Genomic DNA, 17,263 nt, shown 5'->3' on the forward strand with positions numbered 1-17,263 from the left:
GCCATGTCCGAGGCCGACCTTGCCGACACCGCCTTCCGCGAACGCAGCCAAGAGCGTCGCAGCAGGCCGACTCCCCGCTTTTCCCGCTTCAGCCTGCTGGGCGGGAGGCGTCGTGGCAATCGGCGTGGGAACGAAGAGCAGGGCGTCTTCGTGGATCTCTACGGCACGAAGCTGTGGCTGCTGATCTTCTGGATCGCGGCCATGAACATCGCCGACTCCTACTTCACCCTGGTTCACCTGCAAGCCGGTGGGGTCGAGGTCAATCCGCTCGCCGATCGGATGCTGCTGACGGGCCGCAGCGGCTTCGTGCTGCTCAAGTCGGGCCTGATCGCCACCGCGCTGGTGGTCCTGTGCCTGCACAAGAACTTCTGGATCGCGCGCTTCGGCCTGTGGGGGGCCGCGGGGGTCTACACCCTGCTGGTGGCCTACCACCTGAGCCTGTTCGGCGTGGAGTGACTCGGTCCGAAGGTGCCGCTGCACGTCGGCACCCGAGGCTGAAGTCGATGCCGCAGCGGGTAGACTGCCGCCGCCGCCCGTCCCCGGGGCGCTCCCTACCGATGCGCATCGCCCGCGTGCTGACTCGACTCAACCTGGGCGGACCGGCTCGGCAGGTGCTCGCCTGCGACCCGATCCTGGCCGCTCGCGGCCATCGAGTGCGGGTCCTGGTCGGGCGACCGGAGCCGGGCGAAGGCGATCTCTTCGAAGCGGCCCTCGAGCGCGGCATCGACGTGCGACGCATCGACCACCTTGCCCGCGGCCCGCATCCCTGGCGCGATCTGCGCGCCCGCCGCGCCCTGGGTCGGGAGCTGGCCGAGTTTCGGCCCGAGCTCGTGCACACCCACGCCTCGAAGGCCGGCGCCCTGGGACGTGCGGCCGCCTGGAAGCGCACCACGGCGCCCTTGGTGCACACGTTCCACGGCCACGTGCTCGAGGGCTACTTCCCGCGCTTGATCGCCCGGCGCCTGATCGCCCACGAGCGGCGTTGGGCCGGCCGCAGCGCGGCGGTGATCGCTGTCAGCGGCGCCACGGCGAGGGACCTGGACCGATTGGGAGTCTGCCCCCTGGAGCGGATCCGCGTGGTGCCGCCCGGGGTCGAGTTGGAGCGCCTGCTCTCGCTGCCCGACCTTTGGGAGTCGCGGGATCCGATGGGAGTCGAGCTGCGGACCCGGCTCGGAATCGGCTCGGGGGACGTGCTGGTCGGCATGCTCGGGCGGCTGGCGCCGATCAAGCGACCGGAGCTGGCCTTGGCTGCCTTCGTGCGTCTAGCCGCGAGCGGAGTCGCCCGCCTGCACCTGGCCTTCGTCGGCGACGGCGAGGGTCGAGCCCCCTTGGAAGCGGCGCGCGCGGCCCTGCCGGGGTCGCTGCGCGAGCGGGTGCACCTGCTCGGCGCGGTGGCTGATGTGCTGCCCGTGCACGCCGCCCTCGACCTGCTCCTTTTGACATCCAAGAACGAGGGCCTGCCGGTGGCGTTGATCGAAGGCGCCGCCGCCGGGCGTCCGGCCGTGGCGCTGGCGGTCGGCGGGGTGCCGGAGTTGATCGAGGACGGCGTCACCGGACGGCTGGTGGGATCGGATGGTGACCCCGAGACCATGGTCTCGGCCCTGGCCCGGGCCATGGCCAGCCTGGTGGACGACGGACCCGGTCGCGTTGCCATGGGGTGCGCGGCCCGCGAAGTCGCTCGGACGCGGCACACTGGCGCGGCCCTGGCCGACCGGCTCGAGGCGGTCTACGCGGAGGCCCTGGCCCTGGGCCGCACGGAGGTTGCTCGATGAAGCTGTTGATGGTCAGTGGCGATCGCCAGTCGTCGATCGGCGAGCAAGGGCCCTTCTTCCAGATGCAGCGCGAGTTCTCGCGTTGGTTCGAGCGCATCGACGTGCTGTGCCCGCGACCCGATCGTCCGGTCACGACCGAGTCGATCCACGGCAACGTGCACCTGCACCCGGCCTCCGGGGGTCGCGCCGCGATGGTCGGTTTCATCAAGCGGCGGGGGTCGGAGCTGATCGCGAGCGAGCGGCCCGACCTGATCGTCAGCCACGACTACGGCTGGTTCTACAACGGTATCGGGTCGGCGAGCCTGTCGGCCCGCAGCGGCGTGCCCTACCTGTCGGAGATCCACCACGTGCCCGGGATTCCCGTCGCCGCCGACAAGCGCGAGGTCTTCGACCGCTTCGTGGCGCGGCGCTACATCGCCTGGGCGCGATCGCGGGCGCGGGCCTTCCGGGTGGTCAACTCGGGTGAGATGCCGGCGCTGCTGCGCCGCTGGGGGGTGCCGGACGCGCAGATCACCGTGCTGCCCTCGCTCTACATCGACCTCGAGCTCTTCGCGCCGCCGAGCGCCCCGGTGCAGATCCAGCAGGACGTGCTGTTCGTGGGCCGGATGGTGAACAACAAGGGACTCGACCGCATCGTCGACGCCCTGGCGCTCCTGCGCGCTCGCGGGCGTCGGGTCAGCGCGACCCTGATCGGTCGCGGGCCCCTGCGCGCGGCGACCGAGGCGCGCGTCGCCCGCGCTGGCCTCGGGGATCAGGTGCGCTTCGTGGATTGGGTGGCGACGGCCACGGACCTGGCCGACAGCTATCGGGCCAGTCGCGTGCTCGTCTGTGCTTCCACCTGCGAGGGGGGCCCGCGCGTCACGGTCGAGTCCATGGCCTGCGGCACGCCTGCGGTCAGCACCCGAGTCGGAGTGATGGGGGAGTTGCTGGCGGACGGGGCGGCCGGGCGCCTGTGTGGCTTCGACACCCCCTCGCTGGCCGAGTCGATCGAGCATCTGCTCGAGGACGAGGACCGGCGCCTGGCCATGGGCGCCGCGGCGCGCTCGATCGCCGAGCGCTTCGAGTACGCGCGGGTGCTCGAGGGCTACGCGCGGGGCTTGCACGACCTGGTGGGTCTGGAGGCGGTGAGGCGATGAGGCTGCTCCTTCTGACCCAGGTACTGGATCGCGACGACGCGGTGCTCGGCTTCGTCGTGCGTTGGATCGAGGGGCTCGCGAACCACGTGGAGCAGGTGCGTGTCGTGGCGCTGGAGGTCGGTGAGACCCGCGGCCTGCCGCAGAACGTCGATTGGCGCGAGATCGGCCGCAAGGGGCGGGTTCGGCGCTACCTGCGCTACAAGCGCGTCCTGCGCGAGGCCCTTTTGGACGACGGCTTCGACGCCGTGCTGGCCCACATGGTGCCGCGCTACGCCCTGGTGGCCCGCGGACCCGCGCGCCGCGCCGGGGCGGGGTTGTTCCTGTGGTACACCCACGCCGGGGTGGATGCGCGCCTGCGCAAGGCGGTGGGGGTGGTGGACAAGGTCTTCACCGCCAGTCCGGAGTCCCTGCGCCTCGATCCGCCCAACAAGGTCGTCACCGGGCACGGGATCGACCTCGTGCACTTCCCGATGGCCGCGGACGCGCCCGCGCCGCCGCAGCGCATCGTCAGCGTCGGTCGGCTCACGCCCGCGAAGGATCCGCTGACCATCATCGAAGCCCTGGCGCAGTTGCGCGCCGAGGGTCGCGACGTGGTCCTGCAACTGGTGGGCGCCGGGCTGGCCAGCGGGGATGACGAGTATGCCCTGCGGGTGGACGCGCGCATCGCGGAGCTGGGTCTCGGGGACGCGGTCGAGCGCACGGGCAAGGTGCCCTACACGCAGATCGCGTCGGTCTATGCCGGTGCGAGCCTGCTGGTGAACTCCAGCCACACGGGCAGCGTGGACAAGGTCGTCCTCGAGGCGATGGCCACCGGGCGGCCCGTTCTGAGCTGCAACGACTCCTTCGACCACGTCTTCCGTTCCCTGGGCGCCAGGGCCCAGGCCCTGCGCTTCGCGCCGGGGGACGTCCGTGGCCTGGTGGAGCGCGCACGGTTTCTGCTGGACCTCGCCGAGCCCCAGCGGGCCGAACTGGGCCGGGCGCTGCGCGCCATCGTCGAGGACGAGCACGAGGTCGAAGCGCTGATGGCGAACCTGGTGCTGGAGATGGGCGGGGGGAGCGACTGGTGAGCACACCTCCCACCGATCGACCGCGGTCCACGGTCTCGGTCGTCGTTCCCAGTTGGAACACGATCGACCTGACGCGTATCTGCCTCGAGTTCCTGTACGCCTCCGACCGCCCGGTGGAAGAGGTGATCGTGGTCGACAACGGCAGCGAGGACGGCTCCGCGGACATGATCGCCGAGCGCTTCCCGGCCGTGCGGCTGGTTCGCAACGCGCGCAACGAGGGCTTCGCGCGGGGCTGCAACCAGGGCATCGAGCTGGCCACCCAGGACCTGGTCCTGTTGCTCAACACCGACACCGAGATGGCGCCGGACGCCCTGGGGTTGATGGTGGCCTGGCTCGACGAGAACCCCGGCTACGGGGCCGTGGCGCCCAAGCTGGTGCACCGTGACGGCCGCGTGCAGCCGACCTGCATGCGCTTCCCCGGGCTGGCCACGCCCTTCTTCTACGACCCGCCCGTGCGTCGTTGGTTCCCCGAGAGCCGCGAGATGCGGCGCTACTACCTGCGCGATTGGGACCAGGAATCGAGTCGCGACGTGGACCAACCCCCGGCGGCGGTGCTGCTGGTGCGGCGCTCGGTCTTGGACGACATCGGACCCTTCGACGAGCAGTTCTGGCTGTTCTACAACGACGTCGACCTGAGCCTGCGGATGGCCAAGGCGGGCTGGAAGACGCGCTACCTGGCGGAGGCCCGCGTGGTGCACCACGTGGGCGCATCGACGTCGCGCTTCGCGAACTTCCTGCCCGAGTGGCAGCGCAATCGCCTGGCCTACTACCGCAAGCACTTCGGCGCGGCGGCCGGGGTCTGGGTCAAGGTCTGCGTGTCGCTCAGTTGGTTCGACCACTGGCTCCGCAACCTCCTGCTGGCCCTGCGCGGCAAGCCCCACGAGGACACGCGCCAGATCACCGAGGCCTTCCGGGAGTTCCTGCGCTCGTGAGCAGTTCACCCGTGAAGAGCGCGACGATCGACGCTCAGCTCGCGCGCCCCCTGGAGCGGGCCCTGGACTGGGCCCTGGGCCTGGCCGACTCCCAGGGCCGGTTGATCTGCCCCGAACATGGCGTGGAGCACACGGGCAAGAGCGCCTGTGTGGCGATCCTGGCCCTCGAGCTCGGTCGCGCCCTGGGGCGCCAGGACTACCTCGATGCGGCCGTGGCCCAGGGCCGACGGCTGGTGGCGCGGCTGGAGCGCGAGGGCGACAGCCCGTGCTTCACCTTCCGGCCCGGGCGCCACGATCCCTTCAACTGTTCCAACAGCGTGATCGACGGTGGGGCGTGCAGCGATGCCCTGGGGTCCCTGGTGCTGGAGTTGGGCGACTCCCTCGGCGCCGACGACCGCGCCGCCTTCGCGCGGGCCTGCGTGCTCCACGCGCGGACGTACCTGCGTTATGCGGCGGTGGACAAGGGTGTGCCGGCCCAGCGCGCCTGGGCCTTGACCGGCCTCGCCCGCGCGATCGAAGTGGAGCGTCGCTATCCGGAGCTGCTCGAGGGCGAGAGTCAGGCACCCGGCGACGGTGTGCTCGTCGAGGCGGGACGGCGAGCGGTCGAGATCCTGGCGGCGATCCAGCATGCCGACGGCAGCTATCCCTACCACCCGCTCGAGTGGGGCGCAGGCCATCCGGGCGCCAGCGACGTCTCGAGCTTCTACCAGTCGCGGGTCACGGGTTTCCTGCTCTTCGCCCTGCCTGGACTCGGGCTCGAGCCGAAGGCCGCGCAGCAACGCGAGGGGCTCGAGGCAGGCCTCGACTTCCTCGCCGGCCTGCAAGGGCCCGACGGCGTCAAGTGCGGGTTGGTCGAGGCCAAGCCCTGGTACTGGGGCGCCACCTACGAGGTCGCGTCCCATCCCTTCGACGTCTTCACCCTGGCGCGGGGCGGAGCCCTCTTCGGTCGCGACGACTGGTTGCGGGCCGCTCGGCGCGCCCACCGCGTCTGGGGCGACCACCTCACCGGCGACGGGCAGCCCACGAGCCACCGTCCGGGTCCCGGTCGCGGTCGCAGCTACCAGTGCCCGCTGTTCTGGGCCGGACACGCCTGCTGGGCCGCGCGCGCGCTGCCCGAGCTCTCCGCGGCGAGCGACACGGACGAGGGGCAGGTCCAGCCCAGCGTGCGCTGGTTCGCGGAAGCCCAGGTCGCCCGCCTCGAGGACGCTTGCGTCGTCGCCTGGGTTCGCGGAGCGCGGCCCCGACCGAACGTTCACCACGGGAGCCCCCTCGGCGCCGGCCTGTTGAGGGTGGTCGAGCGCGGCTCGGGCCGCGAGCTCCTGCCGCGCTGTCGCCTTGGTGGCCACAACCTCGCGGAGTGGAGCGGACTGGCGGGGCACCTGGCACCCGCCCGCGGCTGGCGCGCCGGCGGCGAGGAACTGCGCTTCTCCCTGTGGTTGGCCCGGGTCGAGGCCCGTGCGGGGCGGCTGGGCTCGGCCCTGCGTACGCCGCTAGCGGTGGCCCGCCGCGGGATCCTGGCCTTCGCCCACCCCAGGGTCTCGAGCGCCTTCGACGCCGAACCTGAAGTGGACCTGATCGATCACGGCCTGGTGGTGCGCTCGCGCCTGGCCCACCGCGACGGCGAACACGTGGTCGGGTCGGCCCTCGAGCGCACCTTCCGCGTCGACGGTCAGGGCCTGGCCGTGCGCGACGCCCTGGCCTCGGCCGGTGCCGCGCGTCGGGTGACCTTCTTGCATCCGGGAGCGCGGACGCCGATCGGCGGACCCGTGATCGGCTATCGAATCGGTCCCTCCAGCTCCTCGCCCAGCCCCGGCGGTCCCGCTGGGGGCATCGGGTAGTCTTCGAGGCCCCGCGCTCCGATGCCCCCCGTCGAACATCCCCCTATCCGCCCGCAGCACGCTCCGATGGGGCTGCTGGGGCTTGCGGCCACTGCCCTGTGGGCGGCGCTGATCACCGGTGCCCTCGCCGGAGCCGTCGACGGTCTCATGGCCTGGCTGCATTTCCGCGCCCTGCCGGCCACGGCCATCGAGGCCACGCGCATCGACCGCTGGAGCGACCTCGTCGGAGGCGCCAGTGCGGCGGCCATGCTCTACGCCGGCGTTCAAGCCCTGTGGCTGCTGCCGACCGCACTGCTCGCCTGGCTCTTGTTCCTGCGCCGACGCACGGCCAGGTTCGCCGCGGCGACCCTGCTGACCCTGGGCTTCGCGGCCGGCGCGTTCGTGCTCTTGTACTGGCACACCCGAGAGCGCTTCTTCTACGGCATGCCGGCCACCTCCGCCCCGCGGCTCGCGGTCAGCGGCGCCCTGGCCCTGGGTTCCGTGGTCTTCGGGATTGCGGCGGGTTCTATCCTGGCCCGGACGCGATTCGGCCTTCGGGCTGGCGCTACGGCTCTGTCGCTGCTGCTGGTGTCCGTCGGCGCGGTCTGGGCCACAGGGCAGAGCCGCTCGGTGTCGGACCGCGGACGCATCAACGATCGCAACCGCGAGGTGCCCAACGTGGTCCTGATCGTGATCGACGCGCTGCGGGCCGACGTCTTGGGCTGCTACGGGAACGGAACGGTGGCTACGCCGAATATCGACGCCCTGGCGGCCGGCGGGGCGGTGTTCGACAACGCCTTCGCCAACGCGCCCTTCACCGGCGCGAGCTTCGCGTCGTTCTTCACCGGTCAGTACCCGCGCCGCCACGGGATCCTGACCATGGGGCCGGAGCTGCGCGTCGAGCCAGGGATCACTTTCACCCAGCTGCTCGACGGCGGGGTGCGCGCGGACGGTACGCGGATGCTCGAGGGGGACGTGGTCGCCTCGGCCTTCATGACCGGGGCCCTGTCCCACGGCTCGGGGCTGATGGCGGGCTTCGACGCCTACCGCGAGCTGATGATGGGGCACGACCTGGTCGACCTCGGCAGCCGCTGGAGCGTGTTCCGCTCGGAGCTCGTGCCCTCGATCCTGCGCGCCAAGGTCGAGGGCAAGCTCGACCTCGACCTGCTGGTGAACTCGGCGCGGACCTGGATCGGGCGCAATGCGGATCGGCGCTTCGCGCTCTTCCTGCACCTGTACTCGACCCACACGCCCTACGACCCGCCGGAACCCTTCCGCTCCGACTACGTGGATCCGGACTACGACGGTCCGATCCAGACCTTCTATGCCGACATGCGCGTGGCCCTGGAGCAGGCCGAGTTCGGCGACTGGGACCCGACCGACGCGGACCTGCGCCAGATCTACGACCTCTACCTGGGCGGCGTGGCCCAGGCCGACCACCACGTGGGTCTGCTGGTGGAAGAGCTGCGTTCGCAGGGGTTGCTGGAGGACACGCTGATCATCGTCACCTCCGACCACGGGGAGGACTTCGGCGCCGGGCGGCGACCGGGGACCGACTTCGGTCGCTGGGAGCACAACCACATGTACCGCTCCAACCTCCACATCCCGCTGATCCTGCACTGGCCGGCGGGGATCGAGGGCGGCGCCCGGGTGGAGGCCCTGGTCGAGGGCGTCGACCTGTTGCCGACGGTGGCGGACGCAGCGGGCATCGAGCCGCTGCCCTCCGAGGAGCCCTCGGACCAGGTGGACGGCCGCAGCCTGCTGCCCCTGGTGCGCGGCGAGCGACAGGACCACAAGCCCTTCGCCTTCGCCGAGGACGGTACCTACGTGTCGATCTTCGATCGCCGCAACATGCTGACGCTGGAGCGCTACGCGGTCCTGCCGGATGGGTGGCAGGTGGTCCTGGAGGAGGGCATCGGGTCGGTGCGCTTCCACGACTTCGACCAGGACCCGACCGGGGAGACCGACCTGTTCGCCGACATCGTGCGCGGCGGGAACGAACGCGTGGCGACACCACAGAACGTCGAACGCGTGATGGTCGACGTGGACCGGCTGCGCGCGGCCCTGCTCGAGTGGAACGCGACCATGCCGATCCCGGTCGAATCCGTGGCGCGCTCGGCGCGGGACCTGGAGACGGAGCAGAACGCGGCCCTGGCGGCTGGAGGGTCGCGGGCGCAGGCCGAGGCCGACAAGTTGGAGCAACTCGGCTACGCCGCCGGCTGGAACCAGTACGTGGGCGAGCTGCGCGATCGAGTGCTGGAGCGGCGCGCCGAACGGGCCGAGGACGGCTCCTGGTGAACGCAACGAGCTCCAACTCCGCGGGCGAGAATCCATCCACCGACGGACCCCGACTGGACCTGATCGCCAACGCGCGCATGCCCTCCCAACGGGCCCAGTCGCTCCAGGTGGCGCAGATGGCGGCCGCCTTCCAGGCCGTCGGCGCGCGGACGCGGCTGCTCCACGCGCGCCGCATCCCGACCCCCGCCCTGCCCGGCGGCGCCGACTTGTGGTCCCACTACGCGGTGCCCGACGGTCCGCGGCCCCAGGTCGAGGCCGTGCCTTGCCTGGATTGGATCGACCGTTCGCCGCGCCGCTTGCAGTTCGGCCCCGCACGCCTGCAGGAGTGGACCTTCGCCCGCAACGCCGCGGAGCGCAGCCTCGCCCCGCCCGCCGCGGACCTGGTCCTGTCACGCGAGATCGAGAGCGCGGTGCACCTGTTGCGCTCTGGACACGGGGGCGTGTTCGTGGAGATCCACCGCGTCCCGGGCGGATCCACCCGCCGCCGCTGGCTGCGCGAGGTCGCCGAGCGCGCGCGCGGGGTCGTGGCCATCTCCGGCGGAGTTCGCGACGATCTGCTGGCCCTGGGCGTTCCGGACGAGGCCCTGGTGGTGGAGCACGACGGCGTGGCCCTGGAGCGCTTCGACGGCAGCCTGACGGTGCCCGCCGCCCGCGCCGCGATCGACGTGCCCGCGGAGGTGCCGTTGGTGGTCTACACGGGCGGGTTGCTGGACTGGAAGGGCGTCGACGTGTTGGTCGACGCGGCGCGGCGGCTGCCCGAGGTGCGCTTCGTGATCGCGGGCGGCATGGACGCGGACGTGGCCCAGCTCCGCGACTACGCCAGCGGACTCTCGAACGTGCGCTTCGACGGCTTCGTGGCTCCGGAGAAGGTTCTGTCGTATCTCGTCGCCGGTGACGTGGGGGTGGTACCCAACCGCTCGTACCCGCCGATCAGCGCCAAGTACACCTCGCCGCTGAAGGTCTTCGAATACCTGGCCGCGGGGCTGCCGATGGTCGTCAGTGACCTGCCCAGCCTGCGCGACATCCTCGACCCGGCCTCGGAGGCGATCTTCGTCGAGCCCGATTCGCCCTCCCTCCTGGCGGAGGGGATTCGGCGGCTCTTGGACGATCGGCACCTCGGCTACCACTTGGCCAAGCGCGGGCGGATTCGCGCCCAGCGCCACTCCTGGCGCGCGCGTGCGCGCCGGCTCCTGGACTGGATGCAGACCCGCACCGGCGTGGCCGGAGGTGCAGCTTGAAGGTCGTGTTCCTGACCGATTCGCTCTCCGACCTGGACGGGGTCGGGCGCTATGCCGTGTGCCTGCTCAAGGCGTTGCAGGCGCGCGATCCCGAGCTCGAGGTGCAGGTGCTGCTGGCGCGCAAGCACCGACCGACCTCCGAATCGGTGCCGCCGAGTTGGCCCGTGGAGGTGGTGCTGCCCCCGGACTACTTCTTCTACATGTCGCCCCTGCGCTTCTGGGTCAGCCTGGTGCAGTCCACCTGGCGCACCTGGCGCGTGGCGCGCAGGGCGGATCTGGTCCACGCGATCAAGGACTACCCGCACAACCTGGTGGGGCTCTTGGGAGCGCGCCTGGCAGGGGTTCCCTGCGTAGCCACGGCCCACGGGACCTACACGGTGCAGCCGGTGCTCGACCAGCGGCACCGGCGCCTGGCCGCCTGGGCCTACCGGCGCTTCGACGGGATGATCACCGTTTCAGCCTACACGGCGCGGCGCCTGGCGGACGTGCTCGAGACCACCGGGATCGAGCTACCGCGGATGCGGACGATCCCGAACTGCGTGGAGGTCGAGCCCCTCGAGGCCGAACAGCACCTGGGCGCGCGCCCCTGGCACGGCCTGCGCTTCACCCTCGGCGTGGGCGAGACCAAGGAGCGCAAGGGCCACCACCTGGCCCTGGCCGCCTGGGTGCAGGTGGCCGCTGACCATCCGGACCTGCACCACTTCATCGTCGGGCGCCTGTCGGAGGACGACTACGAGCAGCGCCTGCGTTCGATCGCGGCCGAGGCGGGGATGGCGGACCGCGTGCACTTCCTGGGGAACATCACCGAGGCCGAGAAGATCGACCTGCAACAGCGTTGCGAGGTCTTCGTGCACACGCCGGTGACCGCCTCCGACGGCGGGTTCGAGGGCTTCGGGATCGTCTACCTCGAGGCCTCGGCCTGCGGCAAGCCGGTGATCGGGACCCTGGAGTGTGGTGCCGAGGATGCGATCGTCGATCGCGTGACCGGCTACCTGTGCGAGCCGGAGGTCGAGTCCGTGCGCGATGCGCTCGAGCGCCTGATCGCCGATCCCGTTCTAGGAGCGCGCCTCGGCGCCCAGGGCCGCGCCCACGCGCGCTCCAACACCTGGGCGCGCAATGCGGACGCCGTCCTGGCGCTGTACCGCGAGATCCTGAAAGTGGGGCGCTGAGCGCCACATGAAGCGACTGCTACAGAGCCGCTTCCTCAAGGACTCGGCGATCCTGCAGGCCTCGGGCGCGATCGTTGCCCTGAGCTCGCTGTTGGGCGTGGTGGTCGTGTCCTGGGCGATCGGCTCGGACCAGATGGGTGAGTACATCACCGCGGTCTCGCTCTACGGGCTGTTCTTCATGGTCTTCAACACGGGCGTCATGCAGGCGGCCGTGACCCAGATCGCGTCCAACCTGGCGCAGAAGCGGGTCGAGAAGATCGCTTCCTGGCAGGCCTTCCTCGTGAAGGTCTATGCCCTGGCGGGCATCTTCCTCTTGGTGGTCGGCTACTTCGTGCTGCCGCCCCTCGGCGCCGCGGTGGGGGACAGTCGACATGTTGGCGACATGGCCTGGTGGCTGTGCGCTTCGCCCCTGTTGGAGTTGCCGCGGGTCGTTGCCGCGACGACCTTCCAGGCCTCCCGTCGCATGTCGGAGCTGGCGAGATTGGAGCTGGGCACCGAGCTGGGTCGGCTGATCCTGGTCGTCATCGGCGCCCTCGCGATCGGCGACGCCCGTGGACCGCTCTTGGGCACTCTCGGCGCCACCGTGGTCGGTTCCGTGATCGGCGTCGTGCTCTACCGTCGCATTGCCCACGATCCGGATACCGAGCTGCCCACGCCGCGCGTGATCCTGGCCCACGTGCGCGACGTTCCGCTGCGCAAGGGCCTGCGCCTGGGGATTCGCATCGGGGCCCTGCGTAGCATCGACGCCCTGGCTGGGAACATCCTCCCGCCGCTGTTCATCCAGCACGCGGGGCGCTCGATCGGCTTCCCCCACACCGACCAGTGGGTCTCCTACTTCCGCATCGCCCAGCGCGTGATGCAGGTGCCGGTGATCGCGCTGCAGGGCATCAGCCGCACCGCCCTGCCGGCCCTGAGTCAGATCGCCGGACGCCGCGACGACGTGGCCTTCGAACGCGCCTTCCAGCGCGTCACGGTCGGTTCGGGGTTGATCACGGGGGTGGGGGTGTTGGTGGCTCTCTTGCTCGTGAAGTTACCGGTGACCTGGTTCCTGCCGCCGGACTTCCACGGCCCGGTGCCCCAACTCTGCGCGATCCTGGCCATCGGCTACGGCATCCTCGGCTTCGCCGTGGCCTTCGACTCGTACTACATCCTCACCAACCAGCTCAACTTCGGACTGCGCCTGGCGATCGCTTCGATGCTGGTGACGATCCCGATGGTCTATTGGTTCTGCCTGATCTCGCCCGCCACCGGCGCCGCCTGGGGCATGGTCGTGATCCACACCTGGGGGGGCGTGCACCTGGCGTTCATCGCGCGCTACTTCCGAGCGGGTCGGGGACGCGGGATGTTCGATGAGGCAGCTCCCGTGGCCGCCAAGGCGACGGGGGAGGCAGGCCTGTGAGAATTCTGCACCTGAACGACCTCTACGACCCGCGGATCGGGTCGTCGATCCGACAGATGTACCAGGAGTCCGAGCGCCTGCGCGAGCTCGGCCACGAGGCGGCCGTGCTGAGCGTGACCCAGGACACAGGGCTTCTCGCCGGAGCGACGTTCGGCGAACAAGAAGTGCTCGGGAGCCGGGTCTTCCTGGCCCACTCGGACTACAACCCGCGCTGGCGGGGCTGGGTCGGGCTCGACAACCCGCGCACGAGGGCGGCGCTGGCGGCGGTCTTGGACGAGTACCGCCCCGACGTGATCCACACCCACCTGATCCACACGCACCTTTCCTACGCGGCCCTCGCGGCGGCCCGCCGTCGGGGAGCGGGGGTCGTGTTCACGTCCCACGACGTGATGACCTTCTGCTACCAGAAGCTGACGTGCTTCCACGGTGGTCCCGCAGCGGGCGGGGAGCTGCGCGACTACCCGGCCCACTGGTCCAAGTGCATCCCCTGCCAGCGGCTGCGCTTTCGGCCGGGGCGCAACGCGGCGATCCGGCGCATCCTGGCGCGGGACGTGGATCGCTTCACCGTCGTGTCCGACGAGCTCGGGCGGGCGATCTCGGCCAATGGGATCCGCGTCGATCGGACGGTTTGGAACGCGATTCGGCCCCAGCGGCGGCTGCCGACCGAGGCCGAGGTGGCTGCCTTCCGGGTTGCCCGGGGTCTGGAGGGCGCCCAGACGATCGCGATCGGCGGGCGGCTCCACGAGCAGAAGGGGGTCGGGCAACTCCTGCAGATGGTCGCCAAGCTGGCCGGGGAGTTCCCCAGGCTGCGGCTGATGGTGATGGGCAAGCGCGACGTGTACGACCGCGAGTTCGCCCCCCTGGCGGCCGAGCTGGGGGTCGCGGAGCGCGTGGTGCCGACCGGCTGGCTGGACGGGGACGAACTGCAGCAGGCCTACGCCGCCGTGGACGTGTTCGTCACCCCGTCGATCTGCTTCGATACCTTCGGTCTGGTCAACCTGGAGGCCATGGAGCACTCCAAGCCGGTCGTGGCCACGGTCTTCGGGGGCAGCCCGGAGGTGGTCCTGGACGGGCAGACCGGCTTCATCGTCAATCCCTTCGACGTCGACGGCTTCGCCGGCCGGATCGCCGAGCTGCTGCGGGATCCCGAGCGGGCGCGGGCCATGGGGGCGGCGGGGCACCGGCGGATGGTCGACTTCTTCACGATCGAGCGGCTCACCGATGAGTTCATCGAGGAGTACGACTTGGCCGCCGCGGCGGCCCGGGCCCGCTCCGGGACCGCCCGCAGTCGAGCCTGAGCCGGCCCCGCACGGGCCCGGGGCATCCCCGGCGAACTCGGGCGGCTGTCAGGACCCAGGGGCAGGGCCTGGCGGGCTGGCGATCGACGGATGCAAATCCGCACGCCCGCATTGGTTGCCCGAATCTGACGCCAAGGGTAGATTTTGATCCCAGATACGAGCCGCCATGGGCCGAGGAGACCCCTCCGAGGCCCCCCGGCTCGATCTGCCTGCCCGGTTCGATCCGGCCACCCGGCCCGATCCGACCACCCGGCCCGTGCTCGTCCACTGGTTCCCGGCCCACGCCGGGGTCCTCCAACTCCGCCTCCCAGGGCGCTCAACCCGGTCTGCCGGGCTCCAGCCTCTCCCAGCTATGCGCAAGACGCTCCTCACCTACATCAAGCCGCACGTCCAAGAGGACCCGCTGGCCATGATTCTCGGCATCGCCTACCTCGGCGGGGCCATGGAGCAGCACGGCCTGCCGATCGAGCTGGCGGACGAGCGGATCCTCAACGACACCGAGATGAAGTCCGCCATCGAGCGGAACGACGTGATCGGCTTCAGTGCCCTCACGCCCAACATCCGGCGCGCCATCGCCTGGGCCAAGTACGCCAAGGAGCAGGGCAAGATCACCGTCATGGGTGGTCCCCACGCCTCGGTCGACCAGGGCATCTTCCTGGACTCGGGCCACTTCGACTACGTCATCAAGGGCGAGGCCGAGGAGACGCTGCCGCAGTTCATCAAGGGCCTCGAGGCCGGTGACGACAAGGCCATCAGCGAGGTCGCCGGTGTCGCCGGCGTGCGCGACGGCGAGATCTGGTGCGACAACCCCGCGCCGCCGCTGATCAAGAAGCTCGACGACCTGCCCCTGCCGGCGCGGCACCTCTTGCCGATGGAGAGCTTCTTCAAGCTCAACCCCGAGCGCCTGGCCTACATCTTCACCACGCGGGGATGCCCCTTCAAATGCATCTTCTGCCAGAAGGAACTCACCGGCCGCGGCTTCCGCGTGCGCTCGACCGAGCTGATCGTCGATGAGCTCGAGCACATCGTGAAGACCTACAACCCGGGGGTCGTGCTCTTCGTCGACGAGATCCTGACCCTGCGGAAGAAGCGCATCCACGAGATGTGCGACGAGATCCTGCGCCGCGGACTGAAGTTCGAGTGGATCGCCAACACCCGCGCGGACTGCGTCGACTACCCGCTGCTCAAGCACATGCACCGCGCCGGTTGCCGTCGGATCTACTACGGCTGGGAGTCGGGTAGCCAGCGCATGTTGGACGTGCTCAAGAAGGACCTCACCCCGGAGTCGATCGTCGAGGCCGCCCGCATGACCCGCCGCGCGGGGATCTGGGCCAAGGTCTATCTGATCGTCGGTTCGCCCAACGAGACGCCCGCCGACATCGAGGAGACCGAGCGCGTGCTGCGCCTGGCCTCGCCCGACCTGGTGCGCGTGTCGGTCTTCAACCCGCTGATCGGCACCGAGTCCTGGGACAACTACCAGGCCAACATCGACCTGTCGGACCTGAGGGACAACTACGTCTCGTCCAACCGTTCCGCGTACGTGCACGAGCACTTCACGCAGATCGAGCTGGAGGAGATCCGCAAGAACATGGTCCGTAACTACGAGAAGTGGTACTACGCCTACCCGCAGCGCATGCGGCGCCTGATGGAGCGGACGATGTACTACATGGAGAACCCGGTCTTCGCCCGCAAGCGCGTCGGACGCGCCTTCGGCATCGTTCCGCCCCCGAGCAACAAGATCGACCACCTGCACGCGACCTGATCGCGGAGGAGGGCTGGCAGCAGCCCACGAATCAAGCGGCCCGGCGAGCTTCGCACTCGCCGGGCCGCCCTCGTTCGGAGGGGCGCGCTGCGCCGGCGTTCGGAGCGTTTGCTCGACGGCGGAGTTGCCTCCCGACGATGGACTTGGCTCCAGCTGGTCTGAGTGTCGAGGTCCGCCACGGTTGGCGGTGACTTCGGGTCGGCGGGGAGGTGCCCCGGCGCACGACGGCAGCGCGCGACGGTAGACTCCCAGCACCGTGAGCGAGACCACGATCGATCCCTCCCAGGTCCCGAATGAGGCGCTGCAGTTGCATGGCTGTGGCCCCGAGGACCGGGCCGAGCAGGCGCGCCTGTTCAACGCCTGCTTCAAGAAGGGCACGATCCCCGAGGAGCTGCGCTGGCGCTACGACGACTGCCCCCACGGCTCGGCGGTGAGCTTCGTCAGCCGCCCGCCGGGAGGCGAGGGCATCTCGGGCTACGCCTGCAACCCGCGCCGGGTGCTCGCCTTCGGTGACGAGTCCACGGCGACCCTGGTGGGGCAGACCGGCGACGTGATGACCCACCCGGACTGGCGCAAGCGGGGCATCTTCAGCTCCCTGGACCGCGCCTCGATGGTCGAGGCCGGCCGGCGCGGCTGGGCGGCGGTCTTCGGCCTGCCGAACCGACGCTCGGCGCACATCTTCCTAGAGCTGGGTTGGGACCAGATCGGCCTGATCCGACCCTGGAGCTTCGTGCTGCGGTCGGGGCCCGAGGCACGCGCCCTGCGCTTCACCGACGGGCGCCTCGCCTCCCTGCTCCTGCCCGCCACCGGGCTGCGCTGCCGCCGGGGCGAGGCCCGCCTGCGCCGGGCGGCCGCGGGCTACTCGGTCGCGCCGCTCTCGCGCTTTCCCGAAGAGGTCTGCGCCCTCTCGAAGCGGGTCGAGCGGGAATTCCCCTTCATGGTCCGGCGCGACGCGGCCTACCTGAACTGGCGCTTCATCGACAACCCGGCCGAGCTCCACGCGGTGCTCGGCATCCACGCGGCGAATGGCGACCTCGCCGGCTACGTCGTGGTCCAGCGGCCGCGGGCCGGCGAGCACCTGGGCTACCTGGTCGACGTGCTAGCACCCGACCCCGGGGCTCGGGCGGCAGCGATCCTGGCCGGGCTCGAGGACCTGCGCGCGGCTGGGGCGGCCATGGCCCAGGCCACGGCCGTCGACGACTCCTGGTGGATGGAGCGCCTGGTCGAGGCGGGCTTCCTGCCGCCCAAGGCCGAGAACCACCTGATCGTGATCCGCTACGCCCACGATCGCGACCATCCGGTCGTCGCCGGCGCCGAGCGGGCCTCGAGCTGGTACCTGACCGACGGCGACCGCGACGACACGACCATGGGATGA

The 17,263-nt window shown here is 70.7% G+C and carries 13 protein-coding genes; all 13 read left to right on the plus strand.

What is annotated here, in order from left to right:
* Positions 1-3: 3 nt before the first annotated feature.
* The 13 genes from Pla133_RS26230 (at position 4) to Pla133_RS12025 (ending at position 17,263) form a co-directional block, all read left to right on the plus strand.
* Positions 4-456 carry a DUF5658 family protein gene (locus Pla133_RS26230; RefSeq protein ID WP_419192411.1) on the plus strand — a complete coding sequence of 151 codons (453 nt, stop codon included), beginning with the start codon at positions 4-6 and terminating at the stop codon, positions 454-456.
* Between the two features lie 101 nt (positions 457-557).
* Positions 558-1,772 carry a glycosyltransferase gene (locus Pla133_RS26235; protein WP_419195442.1) on the plus strand — a complete coding sequence of 405 codons (1,215 nt, stop codon included), beginning with the start codon at positions 558-560 and terminating at the stop codon, positions 1,770-1,772.
* On the plus strand, positions 1,769-2,908 hold the full coding sequence (locus Pla133_RS11975; protein WP_145065474.1) for a glycosyltransferase family 4 protein: 1,140 nt from the start codon (positions 1,769-1,771) through the stop codon (positions 2,906-2,908). The genes Pla133_RS26235 and Pla133_RS11975 overlap by 4 nt, the downstream gene beginning before the upstream one ends.
* Entirely contained in the window at positions 2,905-3,975 is a 1,071-nt protein-coding gene (locus tag Pla133_RS11980) for a glycosyltransferase family 4 protein (protein ID WP_145065477.1), read from the plus strand. Before Pla133_RS11975 ends, Pla133_RS11980 begins: the two co-directional genes overlap by 4 nt.
* The gene (locus Pla133_RS11985) at positions 3,972-4,907 is read left to right on the plus strand and encodes a glycosyltransferase family 2 protein (RefSeq protein WP_419192413.1); all 936 of its coding nucleotides are present in this window, start codon (positions 3,972-3,974) and stop codon (positions 4,905-4,907) included. Before Pla133_RS11980 ends, Pla133_RS11985 begins: the two co-directional genes overlap by 4 nt.
* On the plus strand, positions 4,904-6,745 hold the full coding sequence (locus Pla133_RS11990) for a hypothetical protein (RefSeq protein WP_145065482.1): 1,842 nt from the start codon (positions 4,904-4,906) through the stop codon (positions 6,743-6,745). Before Pla133_RS11985 ends, Pla133_RS11990 begins: the two co-directional genes overlap by 4 nt.
* A gap of 66 nt (positions 6,746-6,811) precedes the next feature.
* Entirely contained in the window at positions 6,812-9,022 is a 2,211-nt protein-coding gene (locus tag Pla133_RS11995) for a sulfatase family protein (RefSeq protein ID WP_419192414.1), read from the plus strand.
* On the plus strand, positions 9,019-10,260 hold the full coding sequence (locus Pla133_RS12000) for a glycosyltransferase family 4 protein (RefSeq protein WP_145065488.1): 1,242 nt from the start codon (positions 9,019-9,021) through the stop codon (positions 10,258-10,260). The genes Pla133_RS11995 and Pla133_RS12000 overlap by 4 nt, the downstream gene beginning before the upstream one ends.
* Before the next feature lie 5 nt (positions 10,261-10,265).
* Complete coding sequence (locus Pla133_RS12005) at positions 10,266-11,429, plus strand: glycosyltransferase family 4 protein (protein WP_419192444.1); 1,164 nt, start codon at positions 10,266-10,268, stop codon at positions 11,427-11,429.
* Positions 11,430-11,436: 7 nt separating this feature from the next.
* Complete coding sequence (locus Pla133_RS12010; RefSeq protein WP_145065494.1) at positions 11,437-12,828, plus strand: lipopolysaccharide biosynthesis protein; 1,392 nt, start codon at positions 11,437-11,439, stop codon at positions 12,826-12,828.
* Positions 12,825-14,126: a glycosyltransferase family 4 protein gene (locus Pla133_RS12015; RefSeq protein WP_145065496.1), complete on the plus strand. Its 1,302-nt coding sequence runs from the start codon at positions 12,825-12,827 to the stop codon at positions 14,124-14,126. The genes Pla133_RS12010 and Pla133_RS12015 overlap by 4 nt, the downstream gene beginning before the upstream one ends.
* A gap of 352 nt (positions 14,127-14,478) precedes the next feature.
* Complete coding sequence (locus Pla133_RS12020) at positions 14,479-15,888, plus strand: B12-binding domain-containing radical SAM protein (protein ID WP_145065499.1); 1,410 nt, start codon at positions 14,479-14,481, stop codon at positions 15,886-15,888.
* 256 nt (positions 15,889-16,144) lie between these two features.
* Positions 16,145-17,263: a GNAT family N-acetyltransferase gene (locus Pla133_RS12025; protein ID WP_145065501.1), complete on the plus strand. Its 1,119-nt coding sequence runs from the start codon at positions 16,145-16,147 to the stop codon at positions 17,261-17,263.

Source organism: Engelhardtia mirabilis, assembly GCF_007748095.1.
Classification (GTDB): domain Bacteria; phylum Planctomycetota; class UBA1135; order UBA1135.